Source organism: Streptomyces sp. NPDC001970, from assembly GCF_053594115.1.
The window spans coordinates 168,419-181,044 of the sequence record NZ_JBSFDW010000003.1; the positions used below are offsets into that span (position 1 = coordinate 168,419).

Here is a 12,626-nt window from a genome sequence, read left to right on the forward strand (position 1 = left end):
GTGCGACGCACGCCGGGTATCGAACGCGTGGTCGACGCGCACCCAGCCCACCACGCCCGCCGCGGAGGCGGTCAGCGGCTCAGTCGCCGCCCCAGCGCGCTCGTTGCCGTCGAACTCTGCATCGTGAACGCCACCGTCCCCGGCAGATAGCGGTCCTGGGACCATTCGACCGGTGCTCCCGTCGGATCCGTCGAGTGGCGCCGCTCCCGCAGCAGTGACTCCCCGGCCCGGCACCCCAGCAGCTGCGCGTCGTCGTCGTTCGCCGGCACGAGGTCGATCGTGTGCCGGGCGTCCGCGAACAGCACGCCGTGCAGTGCGAGTGCGGCCGAGTGCGAGACGGTGTCCAGGGGCATCGCCGCCACCAGCTTCCCGATCCGCTCCGGATAGGTCGTCCGCTCCACCATCACCGGCGCGTCCGAGAGCGTACGAAGCCGCCGCACCCGGTACACGACCGAGCCCTCCGCCAGCCGCAGTTTCTCCGCCTCCTCCTCGCTCGCGACGACCCGGTCGACCGCCACGACCCGGCCGCCCGGCTCCTCGCCCAGCGACCGCGCCCAGCGGGTGAACGAGCGCAGCTCACCGAAGCTGTGCAGCCGTGGCCCGCCCAGCACCACGCGCCGTGTCCCGCGTCGCGACGTGATGAGTCCGTCGGTGCGCAGCGCGGCGAGCGCCTGGCGCACGGTGCCTCTGGACACGCCGTAGCGGCGGGCGAGTTCGTCCTCGGCGGGCAGCTTCGCCCCGGAGTCGTAGTCACCTGCCGTGATTGCGGTCCGCAGATCGGCGGCGACCTTCAGATACAGCGGAGTCCTGCCCCGTCCTTCGCTCACGTCCACACCTTGTCATGCACCGTTGTCATCCGGACCAGCGAGCTCAGCAGCTCGGGATCCACCTCGTTCAACGACCCTGCCAGCGTCACCCCGTCGGCCTTCGCGAGGGGTTCGGTCGACGGCACGGCCAGCACCCGGCACCCCGCGGCGACGGCGGACGCGACCCCCGCCGGGCTGTCCTCGACCGCGACGCACTGCGCCGGGTCGGCGCCGAGCGCCGCGGCCGCCGCCAGGTAGGGATCGGGCTCCGGCTTGGTGCGTACGGTGTCCTCGGCGCCGAACAGCGCGTCGAACCGGTGCCCGTCCAGCGTCCCCGCGACCTGCTCGACGACCGCCCGCGGCGACGCCGAGACCAGCGCCGTCGGCACGTTCCGGGCGCGCAGCGCGGCGAGCAGCCGCAGCGCGCCCGGGCGAGGCACGGCGGCCGCCGCGAGGCGGGACGCGAAGTCCGCGCCCAGCTCCGCGGCGAGTTCCCCCTCCGGTGCCTCCAGCCAGCTGTGCAGCATCGCCGCGGTGTCCTCGACCGAGCGGCCGGTCACGGCCGTCCGGCGCTCGGGGTCCAGCACACGCCCCCGTCGTACGGCAGCCGACTCCACCACATCGAGCCACGCACGTTCGGTGTCGACCAGGGTGCCGTCCATGTCGAACAGCACTCCACGCAGTACGCTCACGCGGCGCCGCCACGGGTGACCAGGACGGGCCGCTCCTGCGGGCGTACGGACACGGCGGTGCCCGGTGCGAGCTCCGCGGCGGCGTGCGTCGGCACGTCCGCCTTGACGGACGTGCCGTCGGCCAGCGTGACCCGCACCCGCGTGGTGGGGCCGTGGAAGGCGGTGGCGGTGACCCTGGCCTTACCGGCCGCGTCCACGACGACGTCCAGCGCCTCGGGCCGGATCAGCGCGTGCACCGGACCGCCGGACGCGGGCGCGTCGCCCTCGACGGGCAGCCGCACCCCCAGCACCTCCACCGGACCGCCGCCGTCGGCGGCATGCCCGGGCACCCGGTTCATGGTGCCGATGAACTCGGCGACGAAGTCCGTCGCGGGCCGGGCGTACAACTCCGTGGGTGCGGCGCACTGTTCGAGCCGGCCCTGGTTCATGACCGCGACCCGGTCGGCCATCGAGAGGGCCTCCTCCTGGTCGTGCGTGACGAACACGGTGGTGATGCCGAGCTCCAGCTGGAGCCTGCGGATCTCCTCCCGCAGGGTCACCCGCACCTGCGCGTCCAGCGCCGACAGCGGCTCGTCGAGCAGCAGCAGCCGGGGCCGCAGCGCGAGCGCCCGGGCGAGCGCGACCCGCTGCTGCTGGCCGCCGGACAGCTGGTGCGGGAAACGGCCGCCGTGACCGGGCAGTCCGACGAGCTCCAGCAGCTCGGCGGCGCGCGCCCGCCGCTCGGCACCTCCGACCCTGCGCATGCGCAGGCCGAAGGCGACGTTGTCCGTGGCCGTGAGGTGCGGGAAGAGGCTGTACGACTGGAACACCATCGCCGTGTCACGGCGGTTGGCCGGCACCGGCACGAGGTCCTCGCCGTCCAGCAGCGCCTGGCCCTCGTCGGGCTGCTCGAAACCCGCCAGCACCCGCAGCGCGGTGGTCTTGCCGCAGCCGGAGGGGCCGAGCAGGGCGAGCAGCTCGCCCGGCGCGACGTCCAGGTCGAGGCCGTCGAGCGCGACGGTGGCAGCGAAGGTACGGCGCAGCCCGCGCAGTTGCAGCGCGGCGCCGGTGCGGGCGGGCGCGTCGATGAGGGTCATCGGGAGGTCTTTCCTTGAGAGGTACGGGCAGAGGCACGGGGTGCAGAGGTGCGGGACGGGCGGCGGCGGTTGCCGAGCGTGGTCAGCGCCAGCAGCAGCACCCAGGTCAGCAGCAGGCTCAGCAGCGAAACGGCCACCGACAGCCGGGCGTCCGAGCCCGATGCCTGCACGATCCAGACCGCGAACGGCTGGAAGCCGAGCAGCGAGGCGACCGTGAACTCGCCCAGCACCAGGGCGAGCGTGAGGAACGAGCCGTTCAGCAGCGCGCCCCGCAGATTGGGCAGCACGGCCGAGACGAGCGCCCGCGGCCAGGACGCCCCGCAGTCGCGCGCGGCCTCCACCAGGGTGCGCACGTCGACGGCGCGCAGCCCCGCGTCCAGCGCCCGGTACACGAACGGCAGCGCCATCACGGCGTACGCCAGGACGAGGACGAACGGGAAGTCCGGGTTCTGCACGGCCACGAACGTCTGGTACAGCGGCGTCGTGGAGAGCTTCTCCGGGCCCCAGCGCAGCACGGTCCCGAGCCCGGCGGTCAGCGCCACGGGCGGCACCACCAGCGGCAGGGTGCACACGACTTCGAGCACCGGACGCAGCCGTGGAGCCGCGAGCCTGGCCGCGACCGCCGCCGGCACGGTGATCAGCAGCACGAGCGCGACCGTGGCCGCCGCGAGTGCCAGCGACAGCAGCAGACTGCCGGTGAAGCCGGGCGCGACGACGACCCGTGTGTACGAGGACAGGGTCAGCCCCTGGCCGGGGATGTCCAGCGTGAACACGGCGGAGGCGATCAGCGGCACCAGGAAGTACACCCCGGCGACCAGCAGCACGGCGGAGCGGGTCAGGCGAGCCATCGGGTGCTCCTTCGCTGCAGCGGCAGATGAACGGCCATCACCAGAGCCGCGACCAGCACCATGTCGAGGCTGAGCGCGAGCGCCACGTTCTCCTGGCCGACCAGGACGTTGCCGGAGAGCGCGTCGGCGATCTGGAGGGTGACCAGCGGCACCGAACTGCCCACCATCGCCGCGGCGGTGGCGTACGCCGCGAAGGCGCTGCCGAAGAGCAGCACGAACCCGCCGAGGAGCGTGGGCAGCAGCACCGGGATGCCGACGTGCCGCCAGTACTGCCAGGTGGAGGCGCCGCAGTCGCGGGCCGCCTCCCGCCACTGGACGCGCAGCCCGTCGAGCGCGGGCGCGACGGTCAGCACCATCAGCGGGACCAGGAAGTACACGTACGTCAGCGCGAGTCCCCAGAAGCTGTAGAGCGACCAGCCGTGGTCGTCGAGGCCGAGCCGGGTGGTGAGGACGCCGGCGTTGCCGAGCGTGGCGACGAACGCGAAGGCGAGCGGTACGCCACCGAAGTTGGCGAGCACACCGGACGCGGTGAGCACGGCCTCGCGCAGCGCGCGGCCGCGGGAGGTGACGACGGCCTGGGCGAGCAGCAGCCCGAAGAGCGTGCCCCCGGCCGCGGTCAGCGCGGAGAGCTCGACGCTGCCGAGCAGGGCGGTGCGGTAGGCGCCGTCGACCGAGCGGCTCAGATTGTCGAGGCCGTACGAGCCGTCGACGGTGAACGCCCCGTCGGCCATGGCCAGGGCGGGCAGCCCGAAGGCGACGCCGACGACGAGGAACAGCGGCAGCGCGGACATCCAGGCCCAGGAGCGCCGCCTGCGCCGGGGGCCCGCGCCCGCGGCCGGTGAGGTACCGGCCGAGGCGCGGGCGGGGGAGTCGAGCAGGGTCATCGGCGGATCACCCGGAGACGGCCGCGGCCCAGCCCTGCGCGAGGGTCTCCTTGGCCTTGGCGGTCTGCTGCTCGTTCGGGAACTTCGGGGTGCCCTCGACGACCGGCAGTGCGGCCGCGGCCGCCTTGTCGATGGTGCCGTCGGCGGTCATCGCCGGCATCAGCACCGGGCGGGCGTGGCCCTTGAGCCACAGGTTCTGGCCCTCGGCGCTGTACAGGTACTCCTGCCACAGGCGGGCTGCGGCCGGGTGCGGGGCGTCCTTGTTGATGGCCTGCGCGTAGTACTGGGCGTAGACGCCGTCGGAGGGGACGGCGACCTTCCAGTCGATGCCCTTGGACGAGAACTGCTCGGCGTAGCCCGAGTTGAGGTAGTCCCAGTCGATGCTGATCGGGGTCTCGCCCTTCTCGACCGTGGCCGGGGTGGACTCGACGGGGTTGTAGTTGCCGTTCTTCTTCAGCTTGCCGAAGAAGTCGATGCCGGGCTGGATGTCGTCGAACGAGCCGCCGTTCGCGAGGGCCGCCGCGTACACGCCGCCGAAGGCGGAGCCGGACTTGGTGGGGTTGCCGTTGAGGGCGACCTGGCCCTTGTATTCGGGCTTGAGCAGATCGGCGAAGGTCTGCGGGCAGACCTTGACGCGCTTGGCGTCGCAGCCGATGGAGACATAGCCGCCGTAGTCGTTGAACCAGCGGCCCTGCGCATCGCGCTGCGCCTCGGGGATCTTGTCGAAGGCGGCGACCTTGTACGGGGCGGTCAGCCCCTCGGCGGCGGCGGCCTGGGCGAAGGAGGCACCGAGGTCGAGCACGTCCGGGGCACGGTCCTGACCCTTGCGGGTCTTCACCGCGTTGATCTCGTCCTGGCTGGAGGCGTCGGGGTTCTCGACGGTCACCTTGATGCCGTACTTGGCGGTGAAGCCGTCGATGATCGCGCCGTAGTTCGCCCAGTCGCGGGGGAGGGCGATCGCGTTGAGCACGCCTTCCTTCTTCGCGGCGGCGACGAGGGCGTCCATGCCGCCGGCGTCGGCCGCGGACGCAGCGGTGGCGAGGTTCTTTCCGTCGACGGTGGCGGAGTCGTTGGTGGGGGCGGCGCCACAGGCGGTGAGCGTCAGAGTGATACCGAGAGCACCGACGAAGGCGGCGGCGCGGGCAGGGGTGGTCACGCGTACTCCATGAGGGAATGCGAGGCGGGGCCAAAGCTGTATGGACAACAGTTGTCCATACAGCTCCGTCATTACGGGGGCTGCCGGTGTCCCGACGGTGAACGCGGAGCGTCGCGTGCGATGCGATTACCGGGCGGGGTGGGGTTGGGCTCACTTCGAGCCTGTCCGGTGTTCGGGGAGGCATCGGGGCGCCGGCTCGCCGGTGCCGGGTGCGCGTTGAGCCCGTGGGGTGTCGGGAGGTCGGGCACTCGGGCCGACGCGCGGGTGCCGAGCCGCACATCGAGGCTGTCCGGCGTTCGGGGACGGACACTCGGGCCGCCGGGCGGTACCGGGCACGTCCCCGGCGGCCGGGGCGGGGCCTGCCCTGCCCCTCACCCCGGCCCGCCGCAGGCGTCAGTGCGTGCGCGGGACCGTCGCCTCCAGGCGGCGCCTGGCGTGTTCGTCCTGGACGTACTCCACGGCCTGCTCGGCGGTGGAGTACGCGTACCCCTCCGGATCCTCGTCCGCGAGGATCCGCGCCAGCGCCTCCACCGCCCGCGCGTCCTGACGCATCGCCAGCCCTCGCGCCGCCTCCGCCTCGATGTCCGGGACCTGGTCCGTGAGCCGGGCCGCGAGCGCCTCGCGGATCTCCGGGCTGTCGGCCGCCACGTCCGCCAGCGCCGTCGTCGCCCAGTCCCGGACCCCGTCGTCGCTGTCCCGGGTGAGGCCGAGCAGCACACGGACGGCCTCGGCGTGATCACCGGGCACGAGCCCGTGCAGCGCGACCGCCACGCCGAAGCGGATCTCGGGATCGTCGTGCCCGGCGTGCCGCAGAACCTCCGGCAGCGCCGCCGGATCACCCTGCTGCCCGAGCCCCGCCACGGCCGCCCGGATCAGCTCGGGCTCGTCGGCCGCACGTGCCAGCTCCCGCAACAGCGGCACGACGCGCGCGGCGAACGCCCCACGCCCGGGAGCCTCACCCTCGGCCGAGGCCGGCCCCGTCCGTCCCGCAGCTTCTGTGCCTCCCGCCGGTTCCGTCGGCTCCGCTTCCACCGCGCCCAGCCCCGCCAGCACGTCGGCCGCGAACGCCTGGCGCAGGGGATCCACGGTCCCGCACCACGCCGCCGCGGCCCGGAACGTCTCCTCGTCGCCGCGCCGCTGCAGGACGGCCACCGCCTCGGTCCAGTCGTCCTGGTCCGGGTCCCCGCAGCCCAGCGCCCGCGCCACGAGCTCATCGGCGGGCGGGTGCACACCCAGCGCGTCCTCCAGGAGCGTGACGATCGCCGCGTGCCCGGTCTGCTGCTCGACCGACCTCATCGGACCGCGGTCGCCGATCAGCTCCACGACCACGGTCACCCCGCCGTCCTCCTCGACCTGCCGGGCCACCGTCAAGGCGCCCTCGCCCTCCGGCCCGGGCTCGGATGCGGACAGCGTGCGCCGCAGTTCCTCCTCCACATCGAGGTCGAGCCACCGCCGGGCCTCCGCGAGCGCCTCGTCCGTGGCCCGGGCACCGTGCCTCAGCAGGGCCCGTACGCACGAGGGGGACCCGCGCCGGGCCGCGGTCACGAGCGGGGGATCCCCGTCGGGACCGGGCAGGTCGGGATCGGCGCCGGACGCGAGCAGGAGCTCCGCCACCTCGGCGCGGCCCTGGCGGCAGGCCCAGGTCAGGGCACGCACCCCGGGGTTCTCCTCCAGATCGGGCCGCGCCCCTGCCGCGAGCAGGGCGCTCATCACCGCGGTGTGGCCCCACACCGCGGTCCCGCACAGGGGAAGCTCATCTGCTTCGGGCCCGCTCGCCCGATCGGGGTCGGCGCCCGCCGCGAGCAGCAGGCGCACCGTGCCGGGACGGTCCTGGGACGCGGCCAGGTACAGCGCGGTCTGCCCGTCCTCGTCGGCAGCCTCCGCCGGTGCCCCGGCCCGCAGCGCCCGTACCACCGCGTCGTCGTCGCCCTCGTACAGGGCCTCGAACAGCTCTTCGGTCAGGTCCAGGTCACGGTCCCGGTCCGCGTCGCCGCCGCTTTCGGTGCTCATACCGAAACCCTACGGAAACCCCCTCAGGTGTCGCATTCGAGAACCGTCCGGCACAGTGCACACCGCGCCCGCACCCGTCCCCGCACCGGCACCCGGATCCGCTGGTGGCAGGTGGGGCAGGGGAACGACACCCGCAGCCCGCCTCCCGGCGCCCGCTCGAACGCGTACGGCGAGCCGGGGCCAGGGCCGGGGCCCGGCCCCGGACGCCCCGGTCCGGGGTGGTCCTGCGCGTTGCGCCGGTCCTTCGCGTACCGCCGCCGCCCGTTCCACCCCGCCGCGGTCAGCGGTGGCTGCTGCCCGTCGCGCAGGGCCTGCACCCGGCCCTTCGTGTACGCCGAGTAGCCCTGCGGGCTGGTGAACCACACCGACGGGTCCTCGCCGAAGACCAGCGCGCGCTTCGCCAGGACGTACCCGAACTCCTCAGGGGTCAGATAGCCCAGTTTCTGGCTGGAAACCGCGTCCTCGCGGTACGCGTCGAGCAGCAGCCACCCCGCTCCGAGATACGTCGTCACCGTGTCCGTGAGGATCTCGTTGTCGCGCGTCCCGGGGAACGAGAGGTCCAGCCGGTGCAGCAGCACATGCGTGATCTCGTGCGCGAGTGCCGCCCCGATGTCCCTGCGATGCCTGCGGAAGCGGTCGTTCAGCTCGATGAAGTACTCGGGCCCGGCGGTGAGTTCCACGCTCGCCGCATGCTCCATCTCCCGGAAGCTCACGATCATCCGGGCCTCGGGCAGCCGCAGCTGATGCACCAGTGCACGGGCCACGCGCTGCGCCCCGAGATGCAGGTCGTCGTGGTCGGCGAAGGCCACGTCGGCCGGCAGCACGCTGGTCGGGTACGCCCGCACTCCGTCGTACGACAGCCGTTTGTGCAGCGCGGTGATGGCCGCGCGCGCGGTGTCGAGGTGCGGGAACCCGTGGACCACCTCGCTGCCGGTCGTCACGCCCGTACCCCCTGCAGGTGCCGTACGAAGTCGCCCTGGACGACGGTCGACCGCTCTCAACTCTACGGTGCTCCGCGGCGGCCCCGCGCTACGTCGCGGGCGCCCTTCCTGGCCGAAAAGTGCACCTTGTGGCTCTCCTCGCGCCCTCCCCATAATCCGGACACGCCTTGACGGGCGCATGTCACAGCGGTGTGCCGTGTGCCGTCCTGCGCGTCACCGCAACCCCCCACGGAAGAAGGCAGAACCTTGAACAACAAGCTTGTACGTGCCCTCAAGAGATGCGCCGCCGCCGGTGCCGTCATACTCGCCGCCGTCAGCCTCCAGCCCACTTCCGCCTCCGCAGCCCCGCCGCCCGTCGTCGGCGGAACCCGCGCCACCCAGGGCGAGTTCCCCTTCATGGTCCGGCTCTCCATGGGCTGTGGCGGCGCGCTCTACACCCAGCAGATCGTGCTCACCGCCGCGCACTGTGTGAGCGGCTCCGGCAACAACACCAGCATCACGGCCACCGCCGGAGTCGTGGACCTCCAGAGCTCCAGCGCGATCAAGGTCAAGTCGACCAAGGTCCTCCAGGCCCCGGGCTACAACGGCACCGGCAAGGACTGGGCGCTGATCAAGCTCGCCCAGCCGATCAACCTGCCGACCCTGAAGATCGCCGAGACGACGGCGCACAACAACGGCACCTTCACCGTGGCCGGCTGGGGCGCCACCCGCGAGGGCGGCGCCCAGCAGCGCCACCTGCGCAAGGCGACGGTCCCGTTCGTCTCCGACGCCTCCTGCCAGTCCTCGTACCCCGAGCTCGTGCCGGGCGAGGAGATCTGCGCCGGCTACAACGAGGGCGGCGTCGACACCTGCCAGGGTGACTCCGGCGGACCGATGTTCCGCAGGGACAGCGCCGGCGCCTGGATCCAGGTCGGCATCGTGAGCTGGGGCTACGGCTGTGCCCGGGCCGGCTTCCCCGGTGTCTACACCGAGGTGTCCACCTTCGCCACCGCGATCAAGAACGCGGCCGCCACCCTGTAGCTCCCCGTCCCACGGACATGGAGGGGCGGGGAGACCACACCAGGCGTACGCCCCGGGGTCACACCAGGCGTACGTCCTCCCCGCCCCGCTCCAGCTCCAGCACCCACACCTCGTTCGCGCCCTCCCGCAGCACCGGACCGGGGACGAACAGGGACGTCTGCGGCCCCGCGGCCCAGTAGCGGCCGAGACAGAAGCCGTTGACCCACACGAACCCCCGGGTCCAGCCCGGCAGTTCGAGACCCGCGTCACCCGGGACGGCCACGTCCGCGGTGGCGCGGTAGAGGCCGGGCTCGCAGCCCTCCACCGCCCGGAACGGCACCTTCGCCACGGCCTCCGCGTCGTCGAACGCGTCCAGCCGCAGCCCCCGCGCCCGGAAGCCGTGCAGATACTGCCGCTCGTGCAGCACCCCACCGGTGATGCCCTTCGTCTCCCCGACGAGCGGCCCGTAGTTCACCCGCCCCAGGGACTCCACCCACAGCTCGACCGAGGCGGGTCCCGGCACGGGCTCGGGCAGGACCGGCTCGGCCTCGGTGAGCACCCCGGCCCGCGCGCCGTCGACGTGGACGACCGCACGGTCCCGCAGTCCCCGCACGCTCAGCGCGTACGGCTGTCGCGGGCCCGGCACCGAGAAGCGGTAGCGGACCAGGCCGCGATCCACGTCGAGGTCCTCGAAGGAGGGCGGTGCGCCGGTCTCCGACTCCTCGCCGCCGAGCGCGTCGACCACTTCGTCGAGCGGGGCCCATGCGTCCGGGGCGGCCGTCGTCGGCGCCCCCAGCCGGGCCGGGGAGGCCGGGAGTGCGGGCAGCGGCCCGTCCGCGTACTCGGCGAGCACCTCGCGGAACGCCCAGAACTTCTCCGTCGGGCGTCCGTACTCGTCGATCGGGGCGTCGTAGTCGTACGACGTGACATCCGGCTCCAGTGCGCCGTCGTGCAGCTCGCCGCCGCGGTTGGCGCCCGCCCAGCCGGCGAAGCTGGTGCCGCCGTGCGCCATGTACACATTGACCGAGGCCCCGCACGCGAGGATCTCGCGCAGCGCGTCCGCCGCCTCCCGCGGATCGCGCACGGCGTGCTCCGCACCCCAGTGGTCGAACCAGCCGCACCAGAACTCCATGCACATCAGCGGACCCTTGGGCTGGTGCCGGCGCAGCACGTCGAAACCCTCGGTCGCGCGTGAGCCGAAGTTGGCGGTGGCGAGGACACCGGGGATCGAGCCGCCGGTGAGCATGTGGTCCTCGAGACCGTCCGAGGTGACGAGCGGGACGGTGACGCCCCGTTCGCGCAGCAGGTCCGCGAGCCGGCGCAGATACACCTGGTCCGAGCCGTAGGAGCCGTACTCGTTCTCGACCTGCACCAGGATCACCGGGCCGCCGCGGTCGATCTGCCGGGGCACGACCTCCTTCATCAGGCGGTGGAACCAGCGTGTCACGTGCCGCAGGTACTCCGGGTCGCGGGTGCGCGCGCGGGTCCCGAGGGTGCCGGTCAGCCAGTGCGGCAGGCCGCCGTTCTCCCACTCGGCGCAGATGTACGGTCCTGGGCGCACGATCGCCCACAGGCCCGCGGCGCGCACGGCGTCCAGGAACCGCCCGAGTGCCCGGACATCGCGGAACTCACCGGGGTGCGGCTCGTGCAGATTCCACGGGACGTAGGTCTCGACGCAGTTCAGGCCCATCGCCCGCAGCATCCCGATGCGGTGCTCCCACTGGGCCTCGTGCACCCGGAAATAGTGCAGCGCCCCGGACAGCAGCCGCACCGGCCGCCCGTCCAGCAGAAAGTGCTCCTCACCCGCAGCGAACTCGCGCACCGGTCCCGCCCCTCCTTGATCACGTGCCACGAGCCACCTTCACCCCCTGGCGGCAGGCCGGTCCATGGACAAAGATCGGCACCGTTTGGACGCACGAACGCTCGGAGCCCGGAGGGCAGGCTCGATGTACCACACCTGGATGCGCTACTTCACGCCCAGCCCCGTCCACCACCGCCTGGGCCTCGTCTGCCTCGGCGTCGGCCTCCAGCACGGTGTCCTGCCCACCGTCGGTCCCCGCACCCTCGACCACCATGTCGCCGTCCTGATCAGCGCGGGCGGCGGCTGGTTCCGCGGCACCGACGGGCGGCGCCTCACGGTGACCGCACCGGCCGTGCTCTGGCTCACCCCCGGCGTTGCGCACCACTACGCCCCGGACCCGGCGACCGGCTGGGACGAGAGCTTCGTCGACTTCGCGGGCCCGGCGACGGCCACCTACGCCGAACTCGGCTACATCGAGCCCGACCGCCCCGTCGTCCCCCTCTCCGACGCGTCCCCCGCCCGCGCGGCCGTCGGCCGCATCGCCCGCGCCGCCCGCCGCGGCAACCCGCTCCTCGAGGTCGAGACCGCCGCCGCCGTCCATGAACTCCTCGTCGCCCTGCGCCGCGCCCGCGCCGACATGAGCCCCGACGGCGACCCCGTCCTCCAGGCCCTCGCCCGCGACGCCTTCCAGCCGCTGACCGTTGCCGAACATGCCGCCCGCCACGGAATGACCACCGCCGAACTGCGCACCGCCGTCCGCCGCGGCGCCGGGTGCAGCCCCAAGGACTACCTCCTCGGCATCCGGCTCGGCCGGGCCAAGGAACTCCTCGCCGCGACCGATCTTCCCGTCGCCGCCGTCGCCCGCCGCGTCGGCTACGACGACCCGGCCTACTTCTCCCGCCTCTTCACCCGCCGCGTCGGCACCGCCCCGATCCGCTTCCGCGAACAGCAGGGCCGCACCGTGCCAGGGGGCTGGAGCAACCGCATTCCGGATCCTGATCACCCTCCGATGATCACGGCCCGCCCGTCGTAAGCTCCCTCCCCATGACCTCCAGCGAGACGAACGACATCGACGAGGCCGTCCAGGCCGAACTCACCAGGCTGCGCGAGAGCATCGACAACATCGACGCGGCCGTCGTCCATATGCTTGCGGAACGGTTCAAATGCACCCAACAGGTCGGCCACCTCAAGGCGCAGCACCGCCTCCCGCCCGCCGACCCCGCCCGCGAGGCCCGTCAGATCGCCCGCCTCCGCGAGCTCGCGGAGAGCGCCAAACTGGACCCGGCGTTCGCCGAGAAGCTGCTCACCTTCGTCATCGCCGAGGTCATCCGCCACCACGAGACCATCGCGGGCGGCGACGCGGACGCGCCCTGCTCCTGAGCCGGCCGCCGGCCCGTCCGACCTCGTTCGCCT

General features: G+C 73.1%; 12 protein-coding genes. 3 read left to right on the forward strand and 9 right to left on the reverse strand.

Going from position 1 to position 12,626, the window contains the following annotated elements; translation table 11 throughout:
* Nucleotides 1-71: 71 nt before the first annotated feature.
* The 8 genes from ACWCP0_RS05350 to ACWCP0_RS05385 form a co-directional block, all read right to left on the reverse strand.
* On the reverse strand, nucleotides 72-827 hold the full coding sequence (locus ACWCP0_RS05350) for a GntR family transcriptional regulator (protein ID WP_451077529.1): 756 nt from the start codon (nucleotides 825-827) through the stop codon (nucleotides 72-74).
* Entirely contained in the window at nucleotides 824-1,498 is a 675-nt protein-coding gene (locus ACWCP0_RS05355; protein WP_451077530.1) for an HAD family hydrolase, read from the reverse strand. The genes ACWCP0_RS05350 and ACWCP0_RS05355 overlap by 4 nt, the downstream gene beginning before the upstream one ends.
* On the reverse strand, nucleotides 1,495-2,574 hold the full coding sequence (locus ACWCP0_RS05360; RefSeq protein ID WP_451077531.1) for an ABC transporter ATP-binding protein: 1,080 nt from the start codon (nucleotides 2,572-2,574) through the stop codon (nucleotides 1,495-1,497). The genes ACWCP0_RS05355 and ACWCP0_RS05360 overlap by 4 nt, the downstream gene beginning before the upstream one ends.
* Nucleotides 2,571-3,422 carry an ABC transporter permease gene (locus tag ACWCP0_RS05365; protein WP_451077532.1) on the reverse strand — a complete coding sequence of 284 codons (852 nt, stop codon included), beginning with the start codon at nucleotides 3,420-3,422 and terminating at the stop codon, nucleotides 2,571-2,573. Before ACWCP0_RS05365 ends, ACWCP0_RS05360 begins: the two co-directional genes overlap by 4 nt.
* On the reverse strand, nucleotides 3,410-4,306 hold the full coding sequence (locus tag ACWCP0_RS05370) for an ABC transporter permease (protein WP_451077533.1): 897 nt from the start codon (nucleotides 4,304-4,306) through the stop codon (nucleotides 3,410-3,412). Before ACWCP0_RS05370 ends, ACWCP0_RS05365 begins: the two co-directional genes overlap by 13 nt.
* Nucleotides 4,307-4,313: 7 nt before the next feature.
* Nucleotides 4,314-5,462, reverse strand: coding sequence for an ABC transporter substrate-binding protein (locus ACWCP0_RS05375; protein WP_451077534.1), 1,149 nt, complete (start codon nucleotides 5,460-5,462; stop codon nucleotides 4,314-4,316).
* A 393-nt stretch (nucleotides 5,463-5,855) separates the two neighbouring features.
* A complete protein-coding gene (locus tag ACWCP0_RS05380; RefSeq protein ID WP_451077535.1) occupies nucleotides 5,856-7,472 on the reverse strand; it encodes an ankyrin repeat domain-containing protein in 1,617 nt (538 codons plus the stop codon).
* Nucleotides 7,473-7,495: 23 nt separating this feature from the next.
* The gene (locus ACWCP0_RS05385; protein WP_451077536.1) at nucleotides 7,496-8,413 is read right to left on the reverse strand and encodes a hypothetical protein; all 918 of its coding nucleotides are present in this window, start codon (nucleotides 8,411-8,413) and stop codon (nucleotides 7,496-7,498) included.
* Nucleotides 8,414-8,659: 246 nt separating this feature from the next.
* Between ACWCP0_RS05385 and ACWCP0_RS05390 the strand changes: the two genes are divergently transcribed.
* Nucleotides 8,660-9,433 carry a S1 family peptidase gene (locus ACWCP0_RS05390; protein ID WP_451077537.1) on the forward strand — a complete coding sequence of 258 codons (774 nt, stop codon included), beginning with the start codon at nucleotides 8,660-8,662 and terminating at the stop codon, nucleotides 9,431-9,433.
* Between the two features lie 58 nt (nucleotides 9,434-9,491).
* On the opposite strand, the gene ACWCP0_RS05395 is transcribed toward ACWCP0_RS05390, so the two are convergent.
* Nucleotides 9,492-11,234, reverse strand: coding sequence for a glycoside hydrolase family 35 protein (locus tag ACWCP0_RS05395; protein ID WP_451077538.1), 1,743 nt, complete (start codon nucleotides 11,232-11,234; stop codon nucleotides 9,492-9,494).
* 124 nt (nucleotides 11,235-11,358) lie between these two features.
* Between ACWCP0_RS05395 and ACWCP0_RS05400 the strand changes: the two genes are divergently transcribed.
* Both ACWCP0_RS05400 and ACWCP0_RS05405 read left to right on the forward strand, forming a co-directional pair.
* Nucleotides 11,359-12,246: a helix-turn-helix domain-containing protein gene (locus ACWCP0_RS05400; protein WP_451077539.1), complete on the forward strand. Its 888-nt coding sequence runs from the start codon at nucleotides 11,359-11,361 to the stop codon at nucleotides 12,244-12,246.
* 11 nt (nucleotides 12,247-12,257) lie between these two features.
* Complete coding sequence (locus tag ACWCP0_RS05405; RefSeq protein WP_451077540.1) at nucleotides 12,258-12,593, forward strand: chorismate mutase; 336 nt, start codon at nucleotides 12,258-12,260, stop codon at nucleotides 12,591-12,593.
* Nucleotides 12,594-12,626 lie beyond the last annotated feature (33 nt).

Excerpts from the sequence above, each read along its gene's own strand:
- ACWCP0_RS05365 (WP_451077532.1), bottom strand. The coding sequence starts at position 3,422 with ATGGCTCGCCTGACCCGCTCCGCCGTGCTGCTGGTCGCCGGGGTGTAC.
- ACWCP0_RS05400 (WP_451077539.1), top strand. The coding sequence starts at position 11,359 with ATGTACCACACCTGGATGCGCTACTTCACGCCCAGCCCCGTCCACCAC.
- ACWCP0_RS05360 (WP_451077531.1), bottom strand. The coding sequence starts at position 2,574 with ATGACCCTCATCGACGCGCCCGCCCGCACCGGCGCCGCGCTGCAACTG.
- ACWCP0_RS05405 (WP_451077540.1), top strand. The coding sequence starts at position 12,258 with ATGACCTCCAGCGAGACGAACGACATCGACGAGGCCGTCCAGGCCGAA.
- ACWCP0_RS05370 (WP_451077533.1), bottom strand. The coding sequence starts at position 4,306 with ATGACCCTGCTCGACTCCCCCGCCCGCGCCTCGGCCGGTACCTCACCG.
- ACWCP0_RS05380 (WP_451077535.1), bottom strand. The coding sequence starts at position 7,472 with ATGAGCACCGAAAGCGGCGGCGACGCGGACCGGGACCGTGACCTGGAC.